A 20,592-nucleotide genomic window follows, 5' to 3' on the forward strand; every position below is an offset into this window, starting at 1 on the left:
CTTGAGCGGTGCCAAGGCAAGGTTCCAGGTCGACACGCGCCTCGCCCGCCTGCTGGGCGAGGGCTACAGATCGAGCGAGCTTGCGCTGCGCGAGCTCGTCGACAACGCCTGGGACGCAGACGCGCCCAACGTCTGGGTTACGCTGCCGGAACCCCTGAGCGGGGATCCGGTCATCGTGCGGGACGACGGCGTCGGCATGACGGCGGCGGCCCTGCGCAACGAGTACCTGAAGATCGCCGGCGACCGACGCGTCAGGGCGGGAACGCTGACGCCCCGACGCAAGCGCAAGGTAAAGGGCCGGAAGGGCATCGGCAAGTTCGCCGGGCTCCTGCTCGCCCGCGAGATGCGGATCGACACCGTGGCTGACGGCGTGCGGAGCAGCGTCGTCATCGACAAGCGAATCCTTCTCGAGACCGAGCGGGATCTCGAGACCGTCGACCTGCCGCTCGAGGAAACCTCGGCTGAGCCGGGCGAGATCGGAACCACGGTCACCCTGTCATCGCTCGAGCCCCGGTTCAACTTCCCGGTCGCGGACAAGCTGCGGGAGATCCTCGTGCGCGAGTACGCGCGGCAGGAGGATTTCTCCGTCACCGTCAACGGGAAGGTACTGACGACCGAGGACATACCGGGGACCAGCTCCCGTACGATGGGGGAACTGCCGTCGACCGGGGCGGTCGATCTCCGCTTCACGGTGTCGGACGGCAAGGGCAAGCACGGGCGTCCCGGCATCGTCGTCCGTGTCGACGGGAAGAGCGTCGGCGAGCCGTCCATGTTCGGTCTCGACGAGGACGAGGAGATCCCGGTCAAGCTGGCGCGTCGCGTTTTCGGCGAGATCGAGATCAACGGCAACGACGACTTCGTCGCCGCGGACTGGGGCGGGCTTATCGAGAGCAGCAAGGCCTACGCGGAGATTGCCGAGTTCGTCCGTCGGGTGGTCAAGGCGGCGCTGAAGGACGCGTACGCCATAGAAATGAACCTCCAAGAGGCGCGCCTTTCGAAGCGGATCAAGGAGCGCATCGCCCACCTGCCCGAGTTCAGGAGGAAGTACGCGCACGAGGCGATCCAACGCATTCTCCGGCGCTTCTACGAGGAGGGTACCGACCGCATCGAGGCCATCGTCGACGTCGCCCTCGACGCCCTCGAGCACGACGCCTACTGGGACGTCCTCCAGCGGATCAACGCCGCGAGCGAGGGCGAGGTGGGCGAATTCGCGGACTCGCTGGCCGAGTTCGGGATCCTGGAACTCTCGGCCATTGGCCGGCAGGCGTCCGTGCGCCTGCGCTTCCTCGACGGATTGGAGGAGTTGGCCTTGCGCAAGGAGACGCTTGAGGCCGACGTCCACAAGGCGATCGAGACGAACCTGTGGGTCCTGGGACGCGGCTTCTCCACCATGTCGTCGAACCGGACCTTGCGGGACATCGTGCGGCGCTTCGGCAGCGGATTGCCCGAAGCGTCGCGGGAGACCAAGAGGCCCGACCTTCTCCTGTCCCAGGCCTTGGATGGCACCAGAACCCTCATCGAGTTCAAGCGGCCTTCCCACTTCATCGACCGCGCCGACGTCGCACAGGCGGAGGCGTATCGTGACGATCTCAGCCGACTGCTTCCGTCGGGGGGTATCCGGATCCTGATGCTCGGCAAAGGGCTGTTTGCGACGCTCGATGCGACCAAGGTCGCCCCCGACGTCCAGATCCAGTCCTACCTCGGCTTGATCTCGGCGGCCCGCGACGAACTGGAATGGATCATCAGGGATGTCCGTGACTGACGCGGTCCAGCGTCGCTTGTGACCGTCAACGTCAGGTAACTTGCTTGAGGCGGCATTGGGCGGCTGGTTGCCGTACCTCAGCCGCGGTCCAAACGGCGCGGCCGCCGAGCGGCGATCGGGCTACTCGTTGTCTCGTACGAGACCATGAAGTCTCAGCAAAACCGACGACACGTGCAGGACGCCGCGAAAGCGTTCGTGCACGAACGTCCGGTCACGTGTGCGAGGAGAATTGGATCCCAGTCGCATCCCTGATCATGTCCATCGTTGCCATGGTGGCCAACGTGGCGTTCAGCGACCGGTAGCCCGTCTCGATCCGCCCCCCGTCGATGCAACGCGCGACTTCCGCTGCCTCGTAGCAAAGTCCGTCGATATGCCGACCGGGAGGTTCGTCATGCAGCAGGCGACGCCGTCCGTCAGCGGAGATCAACTCGAAAGGCCCCGGCAGGTTGAACTCGGTTCCGAACCGCAAGGTGGCTTCGGTCCCGACGACCGCGGCGTTCGTCGGCGTCAGGCCGTAAAGGGTGGTGGCCATGGTGGCGAGCGCGCCTGCCCTCGAGGCCAAAACGACCGCAAGCTGGCCGTGGACCCCGGAAGGATCGTCCTGCGCCATTCCGACGACGCGTTCCGGCACCCCCATCAGCTTGGCGATGAACGAGGCCGGGTAGGTGCCAAGGTCGAGGAGCGGACCGCCGGCGAGGGCGGGATCGAAAATGCGGTGGTCGCGCGTGAAGTGCTCGCCGTACTCGGTGTGCACCGACTTGATCTCGCCGAGGACGTCCGCATCCAGGAGCTGCTGGATGATGTCGAACTTCGGAAGGAAGTAGGTCCACAGCGCCTCGGCGAAGAAGACACGCTTCTGGCGGGCCAAGCCAACCAAACGCTCGGCCTCCTCGAGCGACAGGCCGATGGGCTTCTCCACCAGCACGTTGCAGCCGGCCTCGAGGGCCAGCGTCGCATGGTCGAGATGCATGTTGTGGGGCGTGGCGACATAGACGACGTCAAGCGAGCGGTCGGCGACGAGGGCCTCGTAGCTCGCGTGGGCGGTCGGCACGTCCCACGCGGACGCGAAAGCCTTCGCGGTCGGCGCGGCGCGCGATCCGACGGCGGCGATCTCCTGGTTCGTGTGCGCGCGGACCGACTCGATGAAGCGCTCGGCGATCCATCCCGTCCCGAGAATCCCCCAGCGAAGGCGCGGCGCTGTCCGCGGGTCGGGAACCCGGGAGACGGGGAGTACGGTGGGAAAGGTCATGCCGTGGGACCCCGCTCGCCGGGGCCGGATACGCTCTCCCAGGACTGGGACACCAAGGAACGCTCCATGGCGTCGAGGATCCGCGCGTTCTCGAGGCCGAACTCGAAGTCCGGGAAGCAGTTGCCCTGGCCGGCGATGCCCTGGACGAGGTCGTGCGCCTCGATGACCTTCACATCGAAGTAGCCGAGGCCCCCGCCGCCGAAGTCGAAGCCAAAGAAGCCCTTGAACTGCGGCACCTGGCTTCCGGCCAGCACGGTCTTGAAGCCGCGGTCCGATTTCGGGTCAGTGAAACGCGAGACCTTGAGCTCGTTGAACCGCTCGCCGTCCATCAGGATCGTGCCCTCGGTGCCCGACACCTCCCAGTAGATGCCGAACACCTTTCCGGCCGACACGCGCGAGGCTTCGATCGTCCCGCCGGCGCCGCTCGCAAAGCGGATCAGCGCCTGGATCTGGTCCTCGTTCTCGACCGTGCGACGCTCGGCCTCGGCGCCGGCCTTGGCGCCGTAGCCCATACCGCCCGAGGCGACGGGCCGGGTCGGGAAGAAGGTCTGGGCCTGCGCGATCGTGCTCTCGACGTCGCCCATGAGATACTGCGCGACGGACACGACGTGACTGCCGAGGTCGCCGAGGGCCCCGGATCCCGCTTCCCGGCGGGTGCAGCGCCAGGAGAAGGGCAGGTCGGGATCGTTGAAGAAGCCTTGGTCGAACCAGCCCCGAAAGCGGATCGGCGTCCCGATCTCGCCGCGCTCGATCATCGCCTTGGCGAGCATGGCGGCCGGCGTCTTGACGTTGTTGAAGGCGACCATGGTCTTCACGCCCGCCGCCTTCGCGGCCGCCGCCATCTCCTCGGCCTCGGCCAGGGTCACGGCCAGCGGCTTCTCGCAGAAGACGTGCTTGCCGGCGTCTATCGCCGCCAATGCCATCTCCCGGTGGAGGAGGTTGGGCGAAGTGATGTCCACGACGTCCACCTCGGGGTCCGCGACGAGCGTTCGCCAGTCGCCGGTATGGTTTGCGAACCCGAGCCGCTCGGCCGCCACCGCCGCCAGTTCGTCCGTCGCGTCGGCGATCCGGTGGAGGCGGGGCCTAGCCGGCAGGTCGGGATAGAGCATCGCGGTCCGATGGAAGGCATCGGCATGGGCTTGGCCCATGAAGCCGGAGCCGATCAGCCCGATGTTTAGGAACGGCTTGCTCATGAGCGTCCTTTCGATGCGGCAAAGGTCTGAAGAACATGCGTGAAGGCGCGCTCGACGGCCGGGCGCGGCGGAGCGAGAGCGGGATCCTGCTCGGCCTCCACCACCAGCCAGCCGCTATAGCCCGACCGCGTGACGAAATCGGCGAGCGGCGCGAAATCGACCTCGCCGTCTCCGGGCACGGTGAACATGCCCGCGCGCACGCCGTCGTTGAAGCTCGCGTCCCGCGCCCGGACGTCGGCGAGCCGATCGGACCGCACGTCCTTCAGATGGATGTGGACGATGCGATCGCCGTAGCCGTCGATCAGGTCGGCATAGCCGAAGCCGCCGGCCGTCGCATGGCCGGTGTCGAGCAGGAGGCCGACATCGCGCGCCGTCGCGTCGAAGAGCCGCCGCGTCTCGTCGAAGGTCTCGGCCACCATCATCAGGTGATGGTGATAGGCAAGCCGAAGGCCGTAGTCGCCATGGAGGCGGCGCGCGAACTCGCCGAGGCGCTGCCCGTAGGCAGCCACATTCGCCGCGGGCATGACGAGCCGCTGCGACATGGACGCATCGAGCGAGGCCATCATGGCGGTCTCGCCGTAGACCATCACCGAGCAGCCCATCGAGGCCAAGAGTTCGGCATGGGCTGCGACCGCGTCGACCTCGGCGTCGACGTCGCCCTCGGCCAATCGACCCGAATGCCATCCGGACACGAGATCGAGGCCGTGCCGTTCGAGAAGCGGCACGAGGACGGTCCGCTGCCGCGGGAACTTCCGGCCGAGCTCGATCCCCCGGTAGCCCACGGCGGCCGCGTCCGCGAGGCAAGTCTCGAGCGGGATGTCGGCGCCGAGATCCTCCAAGACGTCGTTGGCCCAACTCAACGGGTTGACGCCGAGCCGTACGCCGTCAGGCAGCACGGACAGGTCCCACAGGCTCATTGCGGCCTCCAGTCCGGCGCGAACTCGATCGGCAGTCCGGTTCGATGCGACTCGATCGCGGCTTCCACCAACCGCTGCGCTTCCAGGCCGTCGGTAAGGTCGGCCAGGGGGCGCGAGCCGGTCTCGACCATCTCGGCGAAGGCGTTCATCTCGTCGCGGTAGGCCTGCGCGAAGCGCTCGATGAAGTAGTTCATTGGCGCCGCTGCCCATGCGCCTTCCGGCCGCGCAGTACGCATGGTGGTCTGGGGCCGGTTCTCGACCCAGAGCACCTCTTCGGAACAGAGCGCCTCCAACCGCTGGTCATAGCCCATCGGGCCGCGACGGCAGTTGGTCACCTGCGCCAGGCGCCCCGACCGCGTCTTCAGCACGATCATAAGCGTGTCGATGTCGCCAGCCGCACCGATCTCCTTCGAGATGAGACAGGAGCCGACGGCATAGACGGAGGCGATCTCCTCGTCGAGCAGGAAACGCGCCATGTCCATGTCGTGGATTGCCGTGTCGCGGAACATGCCGCCGGAAGTGCGGACATAGGAGGCCGGCGGGGGCGCGGGATCGCGCGACTGCATCATCAAGTGCTCGAGGCGCCCGGCGGCCCCGCTGGCGATGCGGTCCCTCACCGCCCGGAACGAAGCGTCGTAGCGGCGCTGGAAGCCGAGCATGCAGGGAATGCCCGCATTGCGCACACGCTCGGCGAGAGCCTCGGTCTTCGCGAAGTCCAGGCTGATCGGCTTCTCGCAGAACACCGCCTTGCCGGCGTCCGCCGCGCGGGCGACGAGGTCGGCATGGGTGTCGGTCGAACTGGCGACCACGACCCCGTCGATGCGATCGTCGGCGAAGGCGGCGTCGGCGTCTACGACGCGCGCGCCGATCTCGGTCGCGAGCGTGTCGCGGCCCGGCGATGCGACGGGATCGACGAGGTAAGCCACCTCGACGGAAGGGTGGGCCGCCGCATTGCGGGCATGGACCTGCCCGATGCGACCGGCACCGAAGATGGCGAGACGAATGGGCATGTGGTCAGTCCTTCACTTGGAAAGGTCAGGCGTCGCGCTTCATGATCCACTCGACCGCCGGATCGGGCACGAAGCGCCACTTGCGCAAGGGGCCCGCCATGACGTTGAGGTAGTACATCTCGAAGCCGTAGGGCGCGCCGCAGGGATGGTGGCCGCGCGGCACCAGCACGACGTCGCCGTCGGAGACCGCCATCGTCTCGTCGAGCCGCCCGTCGTCGGTGTAGACGCGCTGGACGCCGAACCCGTCCCTCGGGTTGAGGCGGTGGTAGTAGGTCTCCTCAAGGTAGGTGATGCGCGGGAAGTCGTCCTCGTCGTGGCGGTGCGAAGGGTAGCTCGACCAATGGCCGGCGGGCGTGAACACCTCGGTGACGAGGAGACTGTCGCAGAAATCCTCGTTCTCCATCGCGATGTTGTTGATGTGGCGCGTGTTGGTGCCCTTGCCGCGCTCCGTCAGCGTGATGCCGTCAGGCCCGATGCGCCGCGCCTCATAGCCACTCTTCCCTGGTGCCGAGCAGACCGCGATCGTGCAGTCGGTCTCGGCGACCGCTTCCCAGTCCTCTCCGTTCGGAACGTAGAGGCAGTGCGGCGGCGTCTTCTCGAAGACGTCCATCCGCTCGCCGAGGGTGCCCCATTCGCGGCCCGCTGCCGTAATGGAGGCCTTGCCCTCGACCATGACTAGGATGACCTCGCTGGCGCCGGTCGGCTCGGCGGCCCGCTCGCCCGCCCGCAAGCGATAGAGCGAGAAGCCGACATAGCGCCAGCCCGCCGATTGCGGGGTGATCTCGTGCACCTTGCCGTGGGTGCCGAAGGGCTTGCGGAGCAGTGGCGACATGACCTGACCTCTCCTTCGCGCGCCTAAGCCGCAGCCTTGTCCAGTCCGACCTTGCGCGCCAGATGCTTCAAGGCTTGGTAGCCCATGCTCTGGTACTGGAACGGCTTGCGCACGAGGCTGTCCTGCTCGGCCTCGATCACCAGCCAACCCTCGTAGCCATGCTTCGCCGCGATCGCGAGCACCGGCTCGAAGGCGACGCAACCCTCCGGATCGCCGGGCACCGTGAAGGCGCCGCGCCGGACGCCCTCGAGGAAGCTGAGGCCCTGTTCGCGCACCTCGGCCATGATGGCGGGGCGGACGTTCTTGGCATGGATGTGCGTCACGCGGTCCATGTAGCGCTCGGCGATCTCGGCCGGATCGGCGCCGCCGAACGTGCAGTGCCCGGTGTCGAGGAGCAGACGCGTATTAGGGCCGGCCATCGCCATGAAGCGGTGGATGTCGTCGGCCGACTCGATGATCGTGCCCATGTGGTGGTGGTAGCCCATCTTCACCCCTTGGGCCGCAGCGTGGGCCGACAGGGCCTCGTAGCCCGTCGAGAAACGCTCCCACTCGGCGTCGGTCATGATCGGCCGGTCGTTTACCGCCGTGTCGTCGCGACCGTGGACGGTGTTGGAGCATTCGCAGGCGTTGATGTGGTCGCCGCCGGCGCCCCGCACCATGTCGATATAGCCCTGGAGCGCGGCCTTCTCGGTCTCGATGTCGTTCACGAGGAGGTTGGTCGAGTGCCAGCCGGCGGCGAAGCGGAGGCCGTAGGCGGCGAGCGCCGCCTTCAGCGCCGTGCCCTCGTCCGGCATCTTGTGCCCCTTCTCGATCCCGTCGAAGCCGATCTGACGGCAGTCGGACAGGCAGTCGTCGAGGGTGAGATGCGCGCCGATGGTATGGTCGTCGTCGTTCGACCAGGCGATCGGGTTGGTGCCGTAGAGGATCATGTCGGATTCTTCCCTTCGGCCGGAGCGCCGGACCGAGTGCGATGACGTGATGGGACGGGACGCAGGCGGCGGGTCAGTTGAAGGTTCTCTGGAGGGCCGCGCTGGCGTCGTAGCGGCGGCGCGCTTCCTCCAGCCGCTCGGGACCGCCGGTCTGGGGCACGGCGACGTCCCACCAGTGGCCGCCCGCCCCGGTGCCCGGCACCGCGTCGGTGTCGATCAGGACGACGGTCGGCACGTCCCGGCCGCGCGCGGCTGCGATCTCGGCCTCGAGAGCCGCGAGATCGGCCACCTTGACGGCATGCGCCCCCATCGAGCGGGCATGCGAGACGAAGTTGATCTCCGGCTGCGTCTCGACGTTGGAGTCCTTGTACATGTTGTTGAACTCGGCCCCGCCGCACTCGATCTGCAGGCGGTTAATGCAGCCGTAGCCGCGGTTGTCGGTGAGGACGACCGTGAAGGGGATCCTGCGCATCACGGCGGTCGCCAGCTCGGAGTTGGCCATCATGTAGGAGCCGTCGCCGACGAAGCAGACGACTTCCTTCTGCGGGCAGGCGATCTTGATGCCCATGGCGCCGGCGAGCTCGTAGCCCATGCAGGAGAAGCCGTATTCCATGTGGTAGCCGCCCCGGGCCGACTGCCACAGGACCTGGAGCGCTCCCGGCATCGTGCCGGCCGCGCACATGACGACGGTGTTCTCGCCTGCCGTGCGCTGGACGGCGCCGATCACCTGCGCGTCGGTCGGCAGCTGGTTGCCGCCGCCCAACGGCGCGTCGGTGACACGCTTGACCTCCGAGAGCCAAGCCTCCTTGGCGGCGGGATCGTGGGCGTCGAAGCGCAGGTCGCCAAGCGCGTCCGACAGCTTCTCCAGCGCCACCCGGGCGTCCGAAACGAGCGGCACGGCCAAGTGTTTGCTCGCGTCGTAGGGGTGGAGATTGACCGACACGAGCCGGCGACCCGCGTTCTGGAACAGGGACCAAGAGCCGGTGGTGAAATCCTGGAACCGCGTTCCGACGCCGATCACCAGGTCGGCCGCACGGCAGATCTCGTTGGCGCAATCGGAGCCGGTCACACCCGGCGAGCCGAAGTTCAGGGAATGGTCGGCGGCAAGGCCCCCCTTGCCGGACTGGGTCTCCACGAAGGGGATGTTGTGCCGCTCGACGAAATTCGCCAGCGCATCCTCGGCCTGCGAGTAGAGGACGCCGCCGCCCGAGACGATCACCGGGCGTGACGCCTGCGCGATCAGGGCAGCCACGTCCGCGACCTCGCGCATGTCCGGCTCCGGCCTCCGGATGCGCCAGGTGCGCGGTTCGAAGAAGTCGGCGGGGTAGTCGAACATCTCCGCCTGCACGTCCTGGCAGAAGGCGAGCACGACGGGCCCGGCGTTCTGCGGGTCGGTCATCACGCTGATCGCGCGCGGAAGCGCGGTCAGCAGGTGTTCGGGACGCGTGATGCGGTCGTAGTAGCGGCTGACGGGGCGGAAGCAGTCGTTGGCCGAAACCGTCCCGTCGTCGAAATCCTCGACCTGCTGCAGAACGGGATCGGGGCGGCGGTTGGCGAAGACGTCGCCGGGGATCAGGAGGATGGGCAGCCTGTTCACATGCGCGAGCGCCGCCGCCGTCACCATGTTGAGCGCGCCGGGACCGATCGACGAAGTGACGGCCATCGCGCGTCGGCGCTGCTTGGCCTTCGCGTAGGCGATAGCCGCGTGAGCCATGGTCTGCTCGTTCTGGCCACGCCAGGTCGGCAGCGCGTCGCCGATGCCGTGGAGCGCCTCGCCGATGCCCGCCACGTTTCCGTGGCCGAAGATCGCCCAGACGCCCTCGATGAAGCGTTCGCCGTCCTCGGTCATCTGCACCGAAAGCCAGCGCATCATGGCCTGCGCGGCGGTGAGCCGGATGGTCTCGGTCATGCTTGTCTCCCATGCTGCGCGGCCTGTCGCGCCTCGTCCCAGATGCCGCACAGGCGCTCGAAGCGGCGGGTCATCTCGGCGACCGCCTCCTCGTCCCCGACCTCGCCCTTCATCCAGGCGCGCGCCGAGTCGCCGAAGATCGTACGGCCTACAGCGAAGCCCTTCACGAGGTCGTAGGAGGCGGCCACGCGGAAGGACGCGGCGAGCTCCGCCTCCGGGGCGTCGAGGCCGAGGACCACGATGCCGCGCGTGTTCGCGTCGCCCGCCTCGATGGCGGCGATGACGTTCTCCCACGCCGCAGGCGTCTTCATCGGTTCTAGCTTCCACCAGTCGGGGTGAACGCCGATCTCGTAGAAGCGGCGGATGAGGGTGGCGTTCGTCTCGTCGTCGACGGGGCCGACCTTGGACGGAATGATCTCCAGGAGGAACTCGAGGCCGTTGCGGCGCGAGGCCTCGAACAGGCGCTTGACCGTCGCCTCCTGGCCGTCGCGCAACTCCGCCGTGTCGGTCGGATGGCAGAAGCAGAGGACCTTCACGACGTTGTCGCGTGCCCATTCCTCCAGCCCGCCGCAGTCGAGGCCGAGCTCGGGCTCCAGCGTCAGCGGGCGCGAGCCCGGCCACTCGCAAGGGCGGCCGATCCAGAGACCGGAGCCGGAGGCCGCATGGAGCGCCTTCCGGCCGATGCGGTTGTCGCAAAGGATGCCGTAGCCCTCCCGTCCGTCGCGCACGCGCAGCGCGGCCTGGAGGCAGAGCTCCTTGAAGGCTCCGCCCTTGGCGAGCGTGAAGCCCTCCATCTGCTCGAGCTGCATGCGATGGTCGAAGGCGAACACGTGCATCGACGACCAGTCGCCCTTGCGGTTCGTCGACCAGTGGAGCTGCTCGAGCTCAGCGTCGTTGCGCAGGTCCGGGCGGACCACGCCGCGCTTCAGGAAGAACTCGAGTTCCGCCAAGCTCGGGTAGGCGGGGGTGCAGCCGTGGCGCGACACGGCGAACGCGCCACAGGCGTTGGCGTACTCGAGCGCTTTCGGCCAGGTCTCGCCGTCGAGCCAGCCCTTCAGGAGACCGGCGAAGAAGCCGTCGCCGGCGCCGAGAACGTTGAAAACCTCGATCGGGAAGCCGGGGCCGGCCTGCCCCTCGTCGAGGCTCGACGAGATCTCGCCCTCGATGGCGACCGCGCCCTTGGCGCCGCGTTTGCAGACAAGCGTGGCGTTCGAGACCTTGCGCACGGCGCGCAGCGCCTCCAGCGTGTCGGTCGAGCCGCCGGCGATATGGAACTCCTCTTCCGTTCCGACGATCAGATCGAAGAGGTGGAGCGTCGACTGGAGCTTCTCTGTGACCTTCGCGCTTTCCACGAAGCGGCTCTCGCCCTCGCCGTGGCTCGCGACGCCCCAGAGGTTGGGGCGGTAGTCGATGTCGAGGGCGGTCTGCGCGCCGCCCGCCTTGGCAAGGCGCAGCGCCTTCATCACGGCGGCTTCCGTCCGGGGGTTCGACAGGTGCGTCCCCGTCACCACCAGTGAGCGGGCCTCGCCGAGGAAGGCCTCGTCGATGTCGTCCTCGGTGAGACCCATGTCCGCGCAGTTCTCGCGGTAGAAGATGAGCGGGAACGAATCCTCGTCACGGATGCCGAGGAGGACAAGGGCGGTAAGGCGCTCCTTGTCGGTCTTCACGCCACGCACGTCGACGCCCTCGCGGGACAGCTGCTCGCGGATGAAGCGGCCCATGTGCTCGTCGCCGACCGCGGTGATCACGGCGCTCTTCAGGCCGAGGCGTGCCGCGCCGCATGCGATGTTGGTCGGGCTGCCGCCAATGTACTTGCGGAAGGACCCCATGTCCTCCAGCCGGCCGCCGACCTGCGCCCCGTAGAGGTCGACGCTAGAGCGGCCGATCGTGATGACGTCAAGGTTTCGCATGGCGGAGGCTCCGTTCTTTCGTTTTCAGGCATCCCGAACCAGCTCGGGCCGGGATGACGAGGCGCGACGGGGCGCCTCGCCGTCAGCCGTCTTCAGCTGGCGTTGGCGCGCACGAACGAGATGCTGTCACGCAGTGCCGCCTCGGGGTCGGCCAGCTCGTGGACCTCCTTCGAGAACGGCTCGAAGGCGAAGGGGCCGCGATAGCCGGCCTTCACGAGGCTTTGGATCTGCGAGACGTTCTCAAGCCTGTCGCCGCCGTCCACCAGCACACGGTGGGCGTCCAGCATGTCGGCGACGGCCACGTCCGGCGCCGTCACGCCCGAGATGTGGACGAGATCCGTCCACTCCGGGAAGAACTCCGTTTCGCCCGCGAGATGGTGGTGGAACGTGTCGTGGAGCAGGCGGTAGACGCCTTTCCCTTCAGCGGCCTCTATCGCGGCGATCGCCTCGCGTTTGGTGCGAAGCGACGAAATCGGGAAGCCGAGAGGCTCCACGAGACCGGTCAGCGACCGCTCGCGGAGGATCGGCGCCATGGCCCGCAGGGCGGCGACGAGGTTGTCGAACGGCACCGTGGTTCCGTCGTTGAGCGGGCACATGACGAGCGCCTTGGCGCCGCAGGCCGCGGCGTAGTCCGCCATCGCCTCGGCCCGCGCCGGCAGGTCGCCCGACCAGACGTTGAACGGGTAGAGCGCGTTGATCGACAGGATCTCGACGCCCGCCCCTTCGGCCGCGGCCCGCACGTCGGCGGCCGGCACGGTGTTCACGACGTCCGGAATGTCGTTGCGGATCTCGATCTTGTCGACGCCGAGGCGGCCGACCATCGCGATGAAGTCGACGAGCGGCAGCTTGGGCGCGCAGATGTGGTTGATGGCGAAGTCCATGATGCGGCCTTTCGGAACTCGGGATCAGGCGTAGAGCGAGGGGCGCTGCGGTAGGGAGATCGGCACGATCCTGCCCTCCGCCTCCTGCGCTTCCACGCAGGCGTCCGACGTGATGGCGGCGACATAGCCGTCCCAGGACGAGGGGCCCGACGCCGTGCCCTTTGCGGCGGCCTCGATGAAGTCCTGCAGCTCGACGTCGTAGCTGGCGACGAAGCGGTCCTTCCAGTCGGTCAGGATCGGCGTGGCGAGCTTGGCGTCCAGGCGACGGGTGACCGCCATCGGCTCGGGCAGCCGGGCAAGCCCTTCCTCGCCGACGATCTCGCACTGGATGTCGTAGCCATAGCGGCAGTTGACGAAGATCTCGACGTCGATGCGCACGCCCTTGGCCGTTTCCAGGAGGACGATCTGCGGATCGGCGAGCTTGGCGTGCGAGTGCTTCGACGCCTTGGGATAGACGACCTGGGCCGAGACGTAGTCGTCGTCCAGAAGCCAGCGCAGGACGTCGATCTCGTGGATCATCGTGTCGTGGATGGCCATCGGCGTGACGTAGCTTTCGGGCACCGACGGGTTGCGGTGCGCGGCGTGGACCATCAGCGGCGTGCCGATTTCCTCGTCCACCACGCGCTTGAGCATCCGGTAGCCCGCGTCGTAGCGGCGCATGAAGCCGACCTGGACGAGGCGCCTGCCGTCCGCGACCTCGGCATCCACGATGCGCTTGGCCCCCTCGGCGGTGGTCGCGAGCGGCTTCTCGCAGAAGCAGGGCTTGCCGGCCGCGATCGCGGCCAGCACATAGGCCTCGTGCGTCGAGCCCGTGGAGCAGACGAGCACGGCGTCGACCTCGGAACTGGCGATCAGCTCTTCGCCGGTCGCGAAGACGGTGGCGCCCGGCGCGAAGTCCGCCTTCGCCTTCTCCGCCGCCTCGGGCGAGTAGTCCGAGAGGGCGACGATCTCGGCTCCCGCGAGAACCTGGGCGATGCGCCGCGTGTGGTCCCGCCCGATCATGCCGGTGCCGATGACCCCGATCCTGACAGTCATGGATTTCAGTCCTTCTTGAAGTACGTATCGAGGTTGCGCTGGATTTCGGTGCACATGAACCGCCCGGACTGGTCGGCCTTATCCTCCCAGGCGAAGACGCAGGAGGTCATGATCCCGTCGAAGCCGATCTCGGCGAGCGTCCCGAAGAAGTCGTCCCAGGGTACCTCGCCCTGGCCGATGTTCAGGTGCTGGTGGACGCGCGCGTTGGTGCCGGGCGGGTTCAGGATGTAGCGAAGGCCGGACGAGGCACGGTGGTTGAAGGTGTCGCCGACGTGGACGTGGGCGAGGACGTCGGCGCTTTCCTTCAGCATCGCCTTGGTGTCGTCGCCGAAGTAGAAGGTGTGCGGCGCGCAGTAGAGGAACTTGACCCGCTTCGAGTTGACCGTGCGGATGATGTCGAGCGCCGGCTGGAGCGTCTCGCACCAGTCCTCGGGATGGGGCTCGACGTGGAGGTTGATGCTCTCGCGCTCGAAGATCGGCACGAGTTCCTCCATGGACCGCCACCAGGCGTCCTCGCAGGCCTCGATCATCGAGCCCGTGTGGCAGCAGTAGCAGGAACCCTTGTCCGGGTGCGGCCCGCGGCCGAACTCGGAGTTCATCGTGTCGACCTCGAGCTCGACGCAGATCTCGATGGCCCGCTTCCAGTGCTTCACCGCCGCCTGGCGCTCGGTCTCGTCGTTGGAGGCCCAGCGATACATCGGCAGGAGCGACGCGATGCCGACGTCGGCGGACTTCAGCGCAGCCTTCAGCGAGCGGACCCGCTCGGGAAAGACGCGGGGCGCCTTGAACCACTCGAGAAAGTCGGCGCGCGGGCTGAGCTCGATCCAGTCGAAGCCGAGCTCCTTCACCTTGTGGGGAAGCTCCTCGAGGCTCAGGTGGCGGTGCATGAACGGGTCGATGGCGATCTTCATGGACGGGGACCTCTTGGGCGAACGGAAGGGGCACCGGCGCGAGGGCGCCATGCGTCTCAAGGCTGGAAGGCGGATGGGGCTGTCGGCGGGGCGGGGGGCGCGGCGCGCGCCCGCCCGTTACCTGCGCTTCTTGTTGTTGCGGTAGACGTCGACCACGACGGCCGCCACGATGATGATGCCCTTCACGATTTCCTGGTAGAAGGCGTCGATCCGCAGGAAGGTGAAGCCGGACGTCATGGTGCCGAGGATGATCGTGCCGATCACCGTGCCGGTGATGCGCCCGACGCCGCCGGCAAGGCTCACGCCGCCGATCACCGCCGCCGCGATGGCGTCGAGCTCGTAGCCGACGCCCATGCCAGCCTGAGCGGTCTGGGCCCGGGCGGCGGTGACGATCGCCGCCAGACCCGACAGGAGACCCGCGATGGCGTAGACCTTCACGAGATGGCGCTCGACGTTGATGCCGGACACGCGGGCTGCCTGGACGTTGGCCCCGATCGCGTAGGTGAACTTGCCGTAGCGGGTGTAGCGCAGCGCGATGTGGAAGATCACAGCGACGGCAAGGAACACGATCACCGGCCAGGCCTTCGTGCCGATGAAGGCGAACTGCTCGGACAGGCCGGAGACCGGCTGGCCGTTGGTGTACCACTTCGCCACGCCGCGGGCCGACACGAACATGCCGAGCGTCGCGATGAAGGGCGGGATCTTCGTGTACGCGATCAGGAGGCCGTTGATGGTTCCGGCTGCGAGGCCGACGCCGAGGCCGATGGCGATCGGCACGATCGCCGGCAGGTCGGTCAGCGACGGGTAGAGCGCGCGGGACCAGGCTGCCGACTGGGCGAAGCTGGCCGCGATCATTGCCGTCATGCCGACGACCGATCCCGACGACAGGTCGATGCCCCCGGTGATAATGACCTGCGTCACGCCGATCGCGATGATGCCGACGACCGACACCTGAAGGATCATGATGGTGAGGCGCTGCGGGTTCGCCAAGAAGCTCTGGCCGATGACGATCCAGCCCAGCGCCTCGATCAGGAGGGCGATGCCGACCAGCACCAGGAGGATGCTGACCTCCGGCGGGTAGCGCCGGTGCTTGCCCCTTTTGGTGGCAAGCGGGTGTGTCGCCTCCGCGGACGAATTCGGAGAGATGCTCCCCATGTGTCATTTCCTCCCAGAAACGGTTTCGTCGGGACGAGGCTCAGAGGGCCGCAAGTTCCATCACCCTGACCTGGGTGGCTTCCGCGCGGTCGAGGAAGCCGGTGGCGCGTCCGGCGTGCATGACCATGATGCGATCGCTCATGCCGAGCACTTCCGGCAGTTCCGACGAGATCATGACCACGGCGACCCCTGACCGGGCGAGTTGGACCACCAGGCGGTGGATCTCGGCCTTTGCGCCGACGTCGATTCCCTTGGTCGGCTCGTCGAGGATGAGGATCCGCGGCTCGGTGAGCAGCCAGCGGCCGATGAGGACCTTCTGCTGGTTGCCGCCGGACAGGTTGACGATCTTCTCCGACAGGTTCGGCGTCTTGACGCGCAGCTTGGCGCTCATCTCCTCGCAGCGGCGCTCGAGTTCGCGTTGCTGCACGAAGCCGGCCTTCGAGAACCGTTCCTGGAGCACCGCGATCTGCATGTTCTCGAGGATGTCGAGGATCAGCAGGCAGCCGGTGTCCTTGCGGTCCTCCGTCAGGAACGCCATGCCGAGCTTGATCGCCTTGTTCGGCGTATCGACCTTCACCTCTTGGCCCTCGACGCTGATCGTCCCGGACGTCGCGGGCGTCACGCCGAAGATGGCTTCCGCCACGTTGGAGCGGCCCGAGCCGACGAGGCCCGCGATCCCCAGGATCTCGCCCGCACGCACGTCGAAGGAGATGCCGGAGAACACGCCGTTCAGCGCGAGGTCGCGCACGGACAGCAGCACCTCGCCGATCGGGACCTCCTCCTTGGGGAACATCTGGGTGATCTCGCGACCGACCATCATGCGGATGATGTCGTCGCGCGTCACCGAGGAGGCCGGGTGCGTGCCGATGTACTTGCCGTCTCGGAACACCGAGAACTCGTCGGCGATCTCGAACAGCTCGTTCATCTTGTGGGTGATGTAGACGATGCCGATGCCCTGTGCCCGCAGGCTGCGAATGATGTTGAAGAGATGCTCCACCTCGCGGTCCGTCAGGGCCGAGGTCGGCTCGTCCATGATGAGGACGTCGGATTCGTAGGAAACAGCCTTCGCTATCTCGACCATCTGGCGGCTGGCGACCGACAGGTCGCGCACCTCAGTCTCCGGGTCGATGTCGATGTTGAGCCGCTGGAGCAGTTCGGCCGTCATCGAGCGCATCTTGCCGTGGTCGACGAAACCGAGCCTCGTTTTCGGCTCGCGGCGGATCCAGATGTTCTCCGCCACCGTCATGAAGGGCATCAGGTTCAGTTCCTGATGGATCATGGCGATGCCGTTCTCGAGCGCGTCGAGGGGCGACTTGAGGCGAATTTCCTGATTCTTCAGCCGGAACCGCCCGGCGTCCGGCGTGTAGATGCCCGCGAGGATCTTCATGAGAGTGGACTTGCCAGCGCCGTTCTCGCCCATCAGTGCGTGCACGGTCCCGCGCTTGAGGCGGAACTGCACGTCGTCGAGGGCGACGACGCCCGGGAACTCCTTGCGAACGTTCTCGACCTCGAGAAGGTAGTCGGCGCCCGGGACCGCTCCGCTCTTGCGCACGGCGGCCATCGTCGAGGGACTCAGCATGATGCGTTCCTCCTCGCAAAAGCGTTGATGGGGTGGTCGGCCGATCCGGCCGGGACATGTCCGGTAGCGGTGCGCCGTCCGTCGCGCCGGGTTGACCGACGCGGTCTGGGACGCCCCATGTGCCGACGCATCGCCTTGTCCGAGCAATGCGTCGGGCGTGTTCGGAGGATCAGTTCTTGGTCTGGAATTCTGCCAGGTTGGCAGGGGTGACGAGCTGGAAGGGCACGTAGTTCTTCCGCTCGACCGTCTCGCCCTTGGCGAGCTTGAGGGCGACGTCGAGGGCACCCTTCCCCTGGCCGGCCGCGTCCTGGAACACGGTCACGTCGAGATCTCCCGCTTCCATGGCCGCCAGTGCGTCCTGCGTCGCGTCGATGCCGCTGACGATCACCGACTTCATGTCGGCGCCCGACGCCTTGAGCGCCTGGATCGCGCCGATGGCCATCTCGTCGTTGTTGGCGACCACGGCGTCGAACTGCGTACCCGAGGAGATCCAGTTGGTCATGAGATCGGCGCCTTGCTGGCGATCCCAGTTGGCGGTCTGGCGCTCGACGATCTTCATGAAGGCGCATTCGGGCGTCGCGACCACGTCGTCGATGTCCTGGGTGCGCTGCCGGGCGGCCTGGTTGGAGAGCTCGCCCATCATGATGACGATGTTCGCCTCCTGCTTGCCCGCCTCCTTCAACAGGCGGCAGACTTCCTGGGTCTGCAGCGTGCCCGACTCGCGCTCGTCGGAGGCGACGAAGGCTTGGGCTTCAGGCAGCGAGTCCACGTTCACGGGCTGGCGGTTGACGTAGACGAGCGGGATCTTGGCGTCGGCGGCGAGCTTGGACATCGCCTCGGTCGCGTCCGTGTCGACCGGATTGACGATGATGGCGTCGACGCCCGAGGCGATGAAGTTCTGGATCTGGCTCTGCTGCTTCTGGACGTCGTTCTGGGCGTCCTCGGCTTGCAGCGAGACTCCCGACAACGTGCTCGCGTAGTCCTGCATGCCGTTGCGCAGGACTGTCAGGAAATTGTCGTCGAACTTCGCCATGCTCACGCCGACCGTCTGGGCGGAGGCGGAAGTGACGAGCGCTGCCGTGAGGCCAGCGGCGACTAGGAAATGCTTCACTTTGACTTCCTCCCAATGTGTCCGCACTTTCGGCAGACAGCTCCTTGCAGAACCAGATCGAAACCGCTGCGCTCCTGGTCTACGCGCCTCCCGCGTCGGACTGGTGCGCCCTCCTCGTGTTCCGATTTCCTCCTGCCGCAGGTTTATGGACTGGCTAACCTCCGATCAACGCGCAAATCGCAAGGAAACCCTCATCCCTGATAGAATCATTGTCTCGAAATGATGGGATCTATCATCCAAGGGATTCCGGCGTGTAGATCGTAGCCGTGAAGAATCTCTGCCCAGGAGTTGCCGAGATCCCGCGCTCCATGATCCCGACGGTGTAGGAAAGGAGTTCGCTCACCATCTGTTGGACGGGGGTCGCCAAGACGATGGAAACGCTTCGGTTCTGAAGGCCCGCATATGAGTCCGGCGTCAGCTCGTTGACGAGCAAGGCACACCGATCCGCCGCTCCCGAGCGCTCGAAGGCGGCGATCGCACCTTCCATGCCCCCGCCCGCGACGTAGAGCCCGACAAGATCGTCGTGACGAGCCAGGAGGTCGCCCGTTGCCTCCTCGGTCAGCTTCCGCGTCTCAAGGTTGATCTGTCCGTCGAGCATCTGAAACTGGGGGGCGTATTCACGGAAGTAGCTGCGCATGCCCATCTCACGCAACTCGTGCCCGTGGTAGCGGTAGGCGCCGACGAAGATGCCCACCTTTCCCGGACGTTTGGCGATGTTCGCGATCAGCCAACCCGCCGTCCGTCCGACCCGTAAGTTGTTGAGCCCGAAATAGCTCTCGCGAACGCCTTGCGCGAAGTCCGACAGCAGCGAGAAGGTCGGAATGCCCGCCTGCCTGAGGTCCTGAACTGCCGCGGTCACCTCGGGATGGTCGACGCCGGTCGCCGCCACGGCGTCGAAATGGCCCTTGCAGCCCCGGAGGAGCGACGCGAGTTCGTCGGGGCTGGTGGATGTGGCGAACTTCACCACGAGACGGACGTTGCGCTCGGTGATGGTGCTCGCCCGTGCCTCGAACTCGCGTTTGAGCTCCTGGTAGAAGGGGTGACGCTCCTTTTGCAAAAGGATGGCCATGCGCATGCCCGGTCGCTCGGCGAGAAGGCGCTGCCGGATCATGTTCGTGCCGTGGTAGCCGACCGCGATCGCAGCTTCCTGAACTTTCCTGGCGGTCTCCTCGCGCACTCGCGCCCGCCCGCTGAGCACCCGGTCGACGGTGGCGACGCTGAGTTCCGCTGCACGGGCGACATCGGCGATCGTCGAGCGTTTCATGGTCCGCACTCGCTTGAAACCTGTCCGTTCGGGTCACCGGGTATGCGCCTCCGAAGGGCGGCAACCGGGGGCGGCGGGAGGTACGGCGCTCGCCCGTCACCCACTCGCGATTTCCTTAACCGTGTAGGCGCTTCTAACGCGCCCGTGAAGAAGGGGCATGCTTACATCACGCCAACAGGAATGGCCTCTTCCGTACCGTTGCCTCGTGAGCAACGCTGTTCCCCGGGGAAGAAGACGCGGCATGCGAGCGGAAACTGCCGTCCCCGTCGCGCCCGTCGCCCGCTTGCCGATCCACGCCACCTCCGTGGCGATCCCATCGGACTGGACACGCACGAGACAGGCGAACGATTCGACGGCGGCCGACCTGGTTGCCGCATGTTCGCGACGGAGGTGAGAATCTGCTTGGCGTCCTTCTCCGAAAGGCTGCGGCCGGACAGGATGGCGGCCAGCGCGCGCTCGCGCGCCTCAGGCTGGGCGCAGGCCACCATGATGGTGACGTCGGCGGAGACGCCGTGCTCGAGCAGCGCTCCCCGTCGCTCGGTGAGGATGCGAAAAGTTTTCCGACATCCGAGCGCCGAGCGCGGCTCGGGACCGTACTCCGTCCGAACACATGACGAGTGGTCGCTACGCAACAGCACGCGGCGCTCCTCGAGCGCGGCGCCGGCCTTGAATGTCCCCGGCAAGCCCAGCTTCCCGATCGAGTGGATGCGGTCCTTCAAAACGCGGAGCCTGGCGCCCCTAATCCGTGTCTCTTAGGGCGTCTCTTGTTTCGGTAGTCCAGCGTCGTGCCCCCGGTCGTTCGATCAGTCGATGTGGGAAGCTACGATGCAGGTCCTAAGTGCCCGGATGCAGTGAACTCAGGTTTTGAGGCATCGGCGTCCGCCCGGGCGGCAGTTGCTCACGTACTAGGGCAGAAGTTGGTGGACGTGGCCGTCGACGTACCAT

Annotated in this window: 17 protein-coding genes; 1 reads left to right on the forward strand and 16 read right to left on the reverse strand. The window is 66.9% G+C overall.

Annotated features, from left to right (window positions below; all coding sequences use genetic code 11):
* Window position 1 precedes the first annotated feature (1 nt).
* Complete coding sequence (locus H7A85_RS03195) at window positions 2–1,762, forward strand: ATP-binding protein (protein WP_182084416.1); 1,761 nt, start codon at window positions 2–4, stop codon at window positions 1,760–1,762.
* Window positions 1,763–1,973: 211 nt separating this feature from the next.
* On the opposite strand, the gene H7A85_RS03200 is transcribed toward H7A85_RS03195, so the two are convergent.
* From H7A85_RS03200 to H7A85_RS03275, 16 genes are all read right to left on the reverse strand, one after another.
* Window positions 1,974–3,011 (reverse strand): Gfo/Idh/MocA family oxidoreductase, encoded by a 1,038-nt coding sequence (locus tag H7A85_RS03200; protein WP_182084417.1) that lies wholly within the window; start codon window positions 3,009–3,011, stop codon window positions 1,974–1,976.
* The gene (locus H7A85_RS03205) at window positions 3,008–4,204 is read right to left on the reverse strand and encodes a Gfo/Idh/MocA family oxidoreductase (RefSeq protein WP_182084418.1); all 1,197 of its coding nucleotides are present in this window, start codon (window positions 4,202–4,204) and stop codon (window positions 3,008–3,010) included. Before H7A85_RS03205 ends, H7A85_RS03200 begins: the two co-directional genes overlap by 4 nt.
* Entirely contained in the window at window positions 4,201–5,121 is a 921-nt protein-coding gene (gene iolE, locus H7A85_RS03210) for a myo-inosose-2 dehydratase (RefSeq protein WP_182084419.1), read from the reverse strand. Before iolE (H7A85_RS03210) ends, H7A85_RS03205 begins: the two co-directional genes overlap by 4 nt.
* Window positions 5,118–6,131 (reverse strand): inositol 2-dehydrogenase, encoded by a 1,014-nt coding sequence (gene iolG / locus H7A85_RS03215; protein WP_210270211.1) that lies wholly within the window; start codon window positions 6,129–6,131, stop codon window positions 5,118–5,120. The genes iolE (H7A85_RS03210) and iolG overlap by 4 nt, the downstream gene beginning before the upstream one ends.
* A gap of 25 nt (window positions 6,132–6,156) precedes the next feature.
* The gene (gene iolB, locus H7A85_RS03220) at window positions 6,157–6,963 is read right to left on the reverse strand and encodes a 5-deoxy-glucuronate isomerase (RefSeq protein WP_182084420.1); all 807 of its coding nucleotides are present in this window, start codon (window positions 6,961–6,963) and stop codon (window positions 6,157–6,159) included.
* Between the two features lie 23 nt (window positions 6,964–6,986).
* Window positions 6,987–7,892, reverse strand: a complete 906-nt coding sequence (gene iolE / locus H7A85_RS03225; protein ID WP_182084421.1) for a myo-inosose-2 dehydratase — start codon at window positions 7,890–7,892, stop codon at window positions 6,987–6,989.
* Window positions 7,893–7,965: 73 nt separating this feature from the next.
* A complete protein-coding gene (iolD, locus tag H7A85_RS03230) occupies window positions 7,966–9,801 on the reverse strand; it encodes a 3D-(3,5/4)-trihydroxycyclohexane-1,2-dione acylhydrolase (decyclizing) (RefSeq protein ID WP_182084422.1) in 1,836 nt (611 codons plus the stop codon).
* Window positions 9,798–11,711: a 5-dehydro-2-deoxygluconokinase gene (iolC, locus tag H7A85_RS03235; RefSeq protein ID WP_182084423.1), complete on the reverse strand. Its 1,914-nt coding sequence runs from the start codon at window positions 11,709–11,711 to the stop codon at window positions 9,798–9,800. Before iolC ends, iolD begins: the two co-directional genes overlap by 4 nt.
* Window positions 11,712–11,803: 92 nt before the next feature.
* Window positions 11,804–12,592: a TIM barrel protein gene (locus H7A85_RS03240; protein ID WP_182084424.1), complete on the reverse strand. Its 789-nt coding sequence runs from the start codon at window positions 12,590–12,592 to the stop codon at window positions 11,804–11,806.
* 24 nt (window positions 12,593–12,616) lie between these two features.
* The gene (locus tag H7A85_RS03245) at window positions 12,617–13,627 is read right to left on the reverse strand and encodes a Gfo/Idh/MocA family oxidoreductase (RefSeq protein WP_182084425.1); all 1,011 of its coding nucleotides are present in this window, start codon (window positions 13,625–13,627) and stop codon (window positions 12,617–12,619) included.
* A 5-nt stretch (window positions 13,628–13,632) separates the two neighbouring features.
* Window positions 13,633–14,538, reverse strand: coding sequence for a sugar phosphate isomerase/epimerase (locus tag H7A85_RS03250; protein WP_182084426.1), 906 nt, complete (start codon window positions 14,536–14,538; stop codon window positions 13,633–13,635).
* A 117-nt stretch (window positions 14,539–14,655) separates the two neighbouring features.
* On the reverse strand, window positions 14,656–15,693 hold the full coding sequence (locus H7A85_RS03255; protein WP_182084427.1) for an ABC transporter permease: 1,038 nt from the start codon (window positions 15,691–15,693) through the stop codon (window positions 14,656–14,658).
* Between the two features lie 40 nt (window positions 15,694–15,733).
* On the reverse strand, window positions 15,734–17,275 hold the full coding sequence (locus tag H7A85_RS03260; RefSeq protein ID WP_182084503.1) for a sugar ABC transporter ATP-binding protein: 1,542 nt from the start codon (window positions 17,273–17,275) through the stop codon (window positions 15,734–15,736).
* 166 nt (window positions 17,276–17,441) lie between these two features.
* Entirely contained in the window at window positions 17,442–18,305 is an 864-nt protein-coding gene (locus H7A85_RS03265) for a sugar ABC transporter substrate-binding protein (RefSeq protein ID WP_182084504.1), read from the reverse strand.
* Window positions 18,306–18,615: 310 nt separating this feature from the next.
* Window positions 18,616–19,647 carry a LacI family DNA-binding transcriptional regulator gene (locus tag H7A85_RS03270; RefSeq protein WP_182084428.1) on the reverse strand — a complete coding sequence of 344 codons (1,032 nt, stop codon included), beginning with the start codon at window positions 19,645–19,647 and terminating at the stop codon, window positions 18,616–18,618.
* Between the two features lie 161 nt (window positions 19,648–19,808).
* The gene (locus H7A85_RS03275; RefSeq protein WP_182084429.1) at window positions 19,809–20,366 is read right to left on the reverse strand and encodes a hypothetical protein; all 558 of its coding nucleotides are present in this window, start codon (window positions 20,364–20,366) and stop codon (window positions 19,809–19,811) included.
* Window positions 20,367–20,592 lie beyond the last annotated feature (226 nt).

Origin of the sequence: Aureimonas sp. ME7 (genome assembly GCF_903970965.1) — a bacterium.
Taxonomy (GTDB): domain Bacteria; phylum Pseudomonadota; class Alphaproteobacteria; order Rhizobiales; family Rhizobiaceae; genus Aureimonas.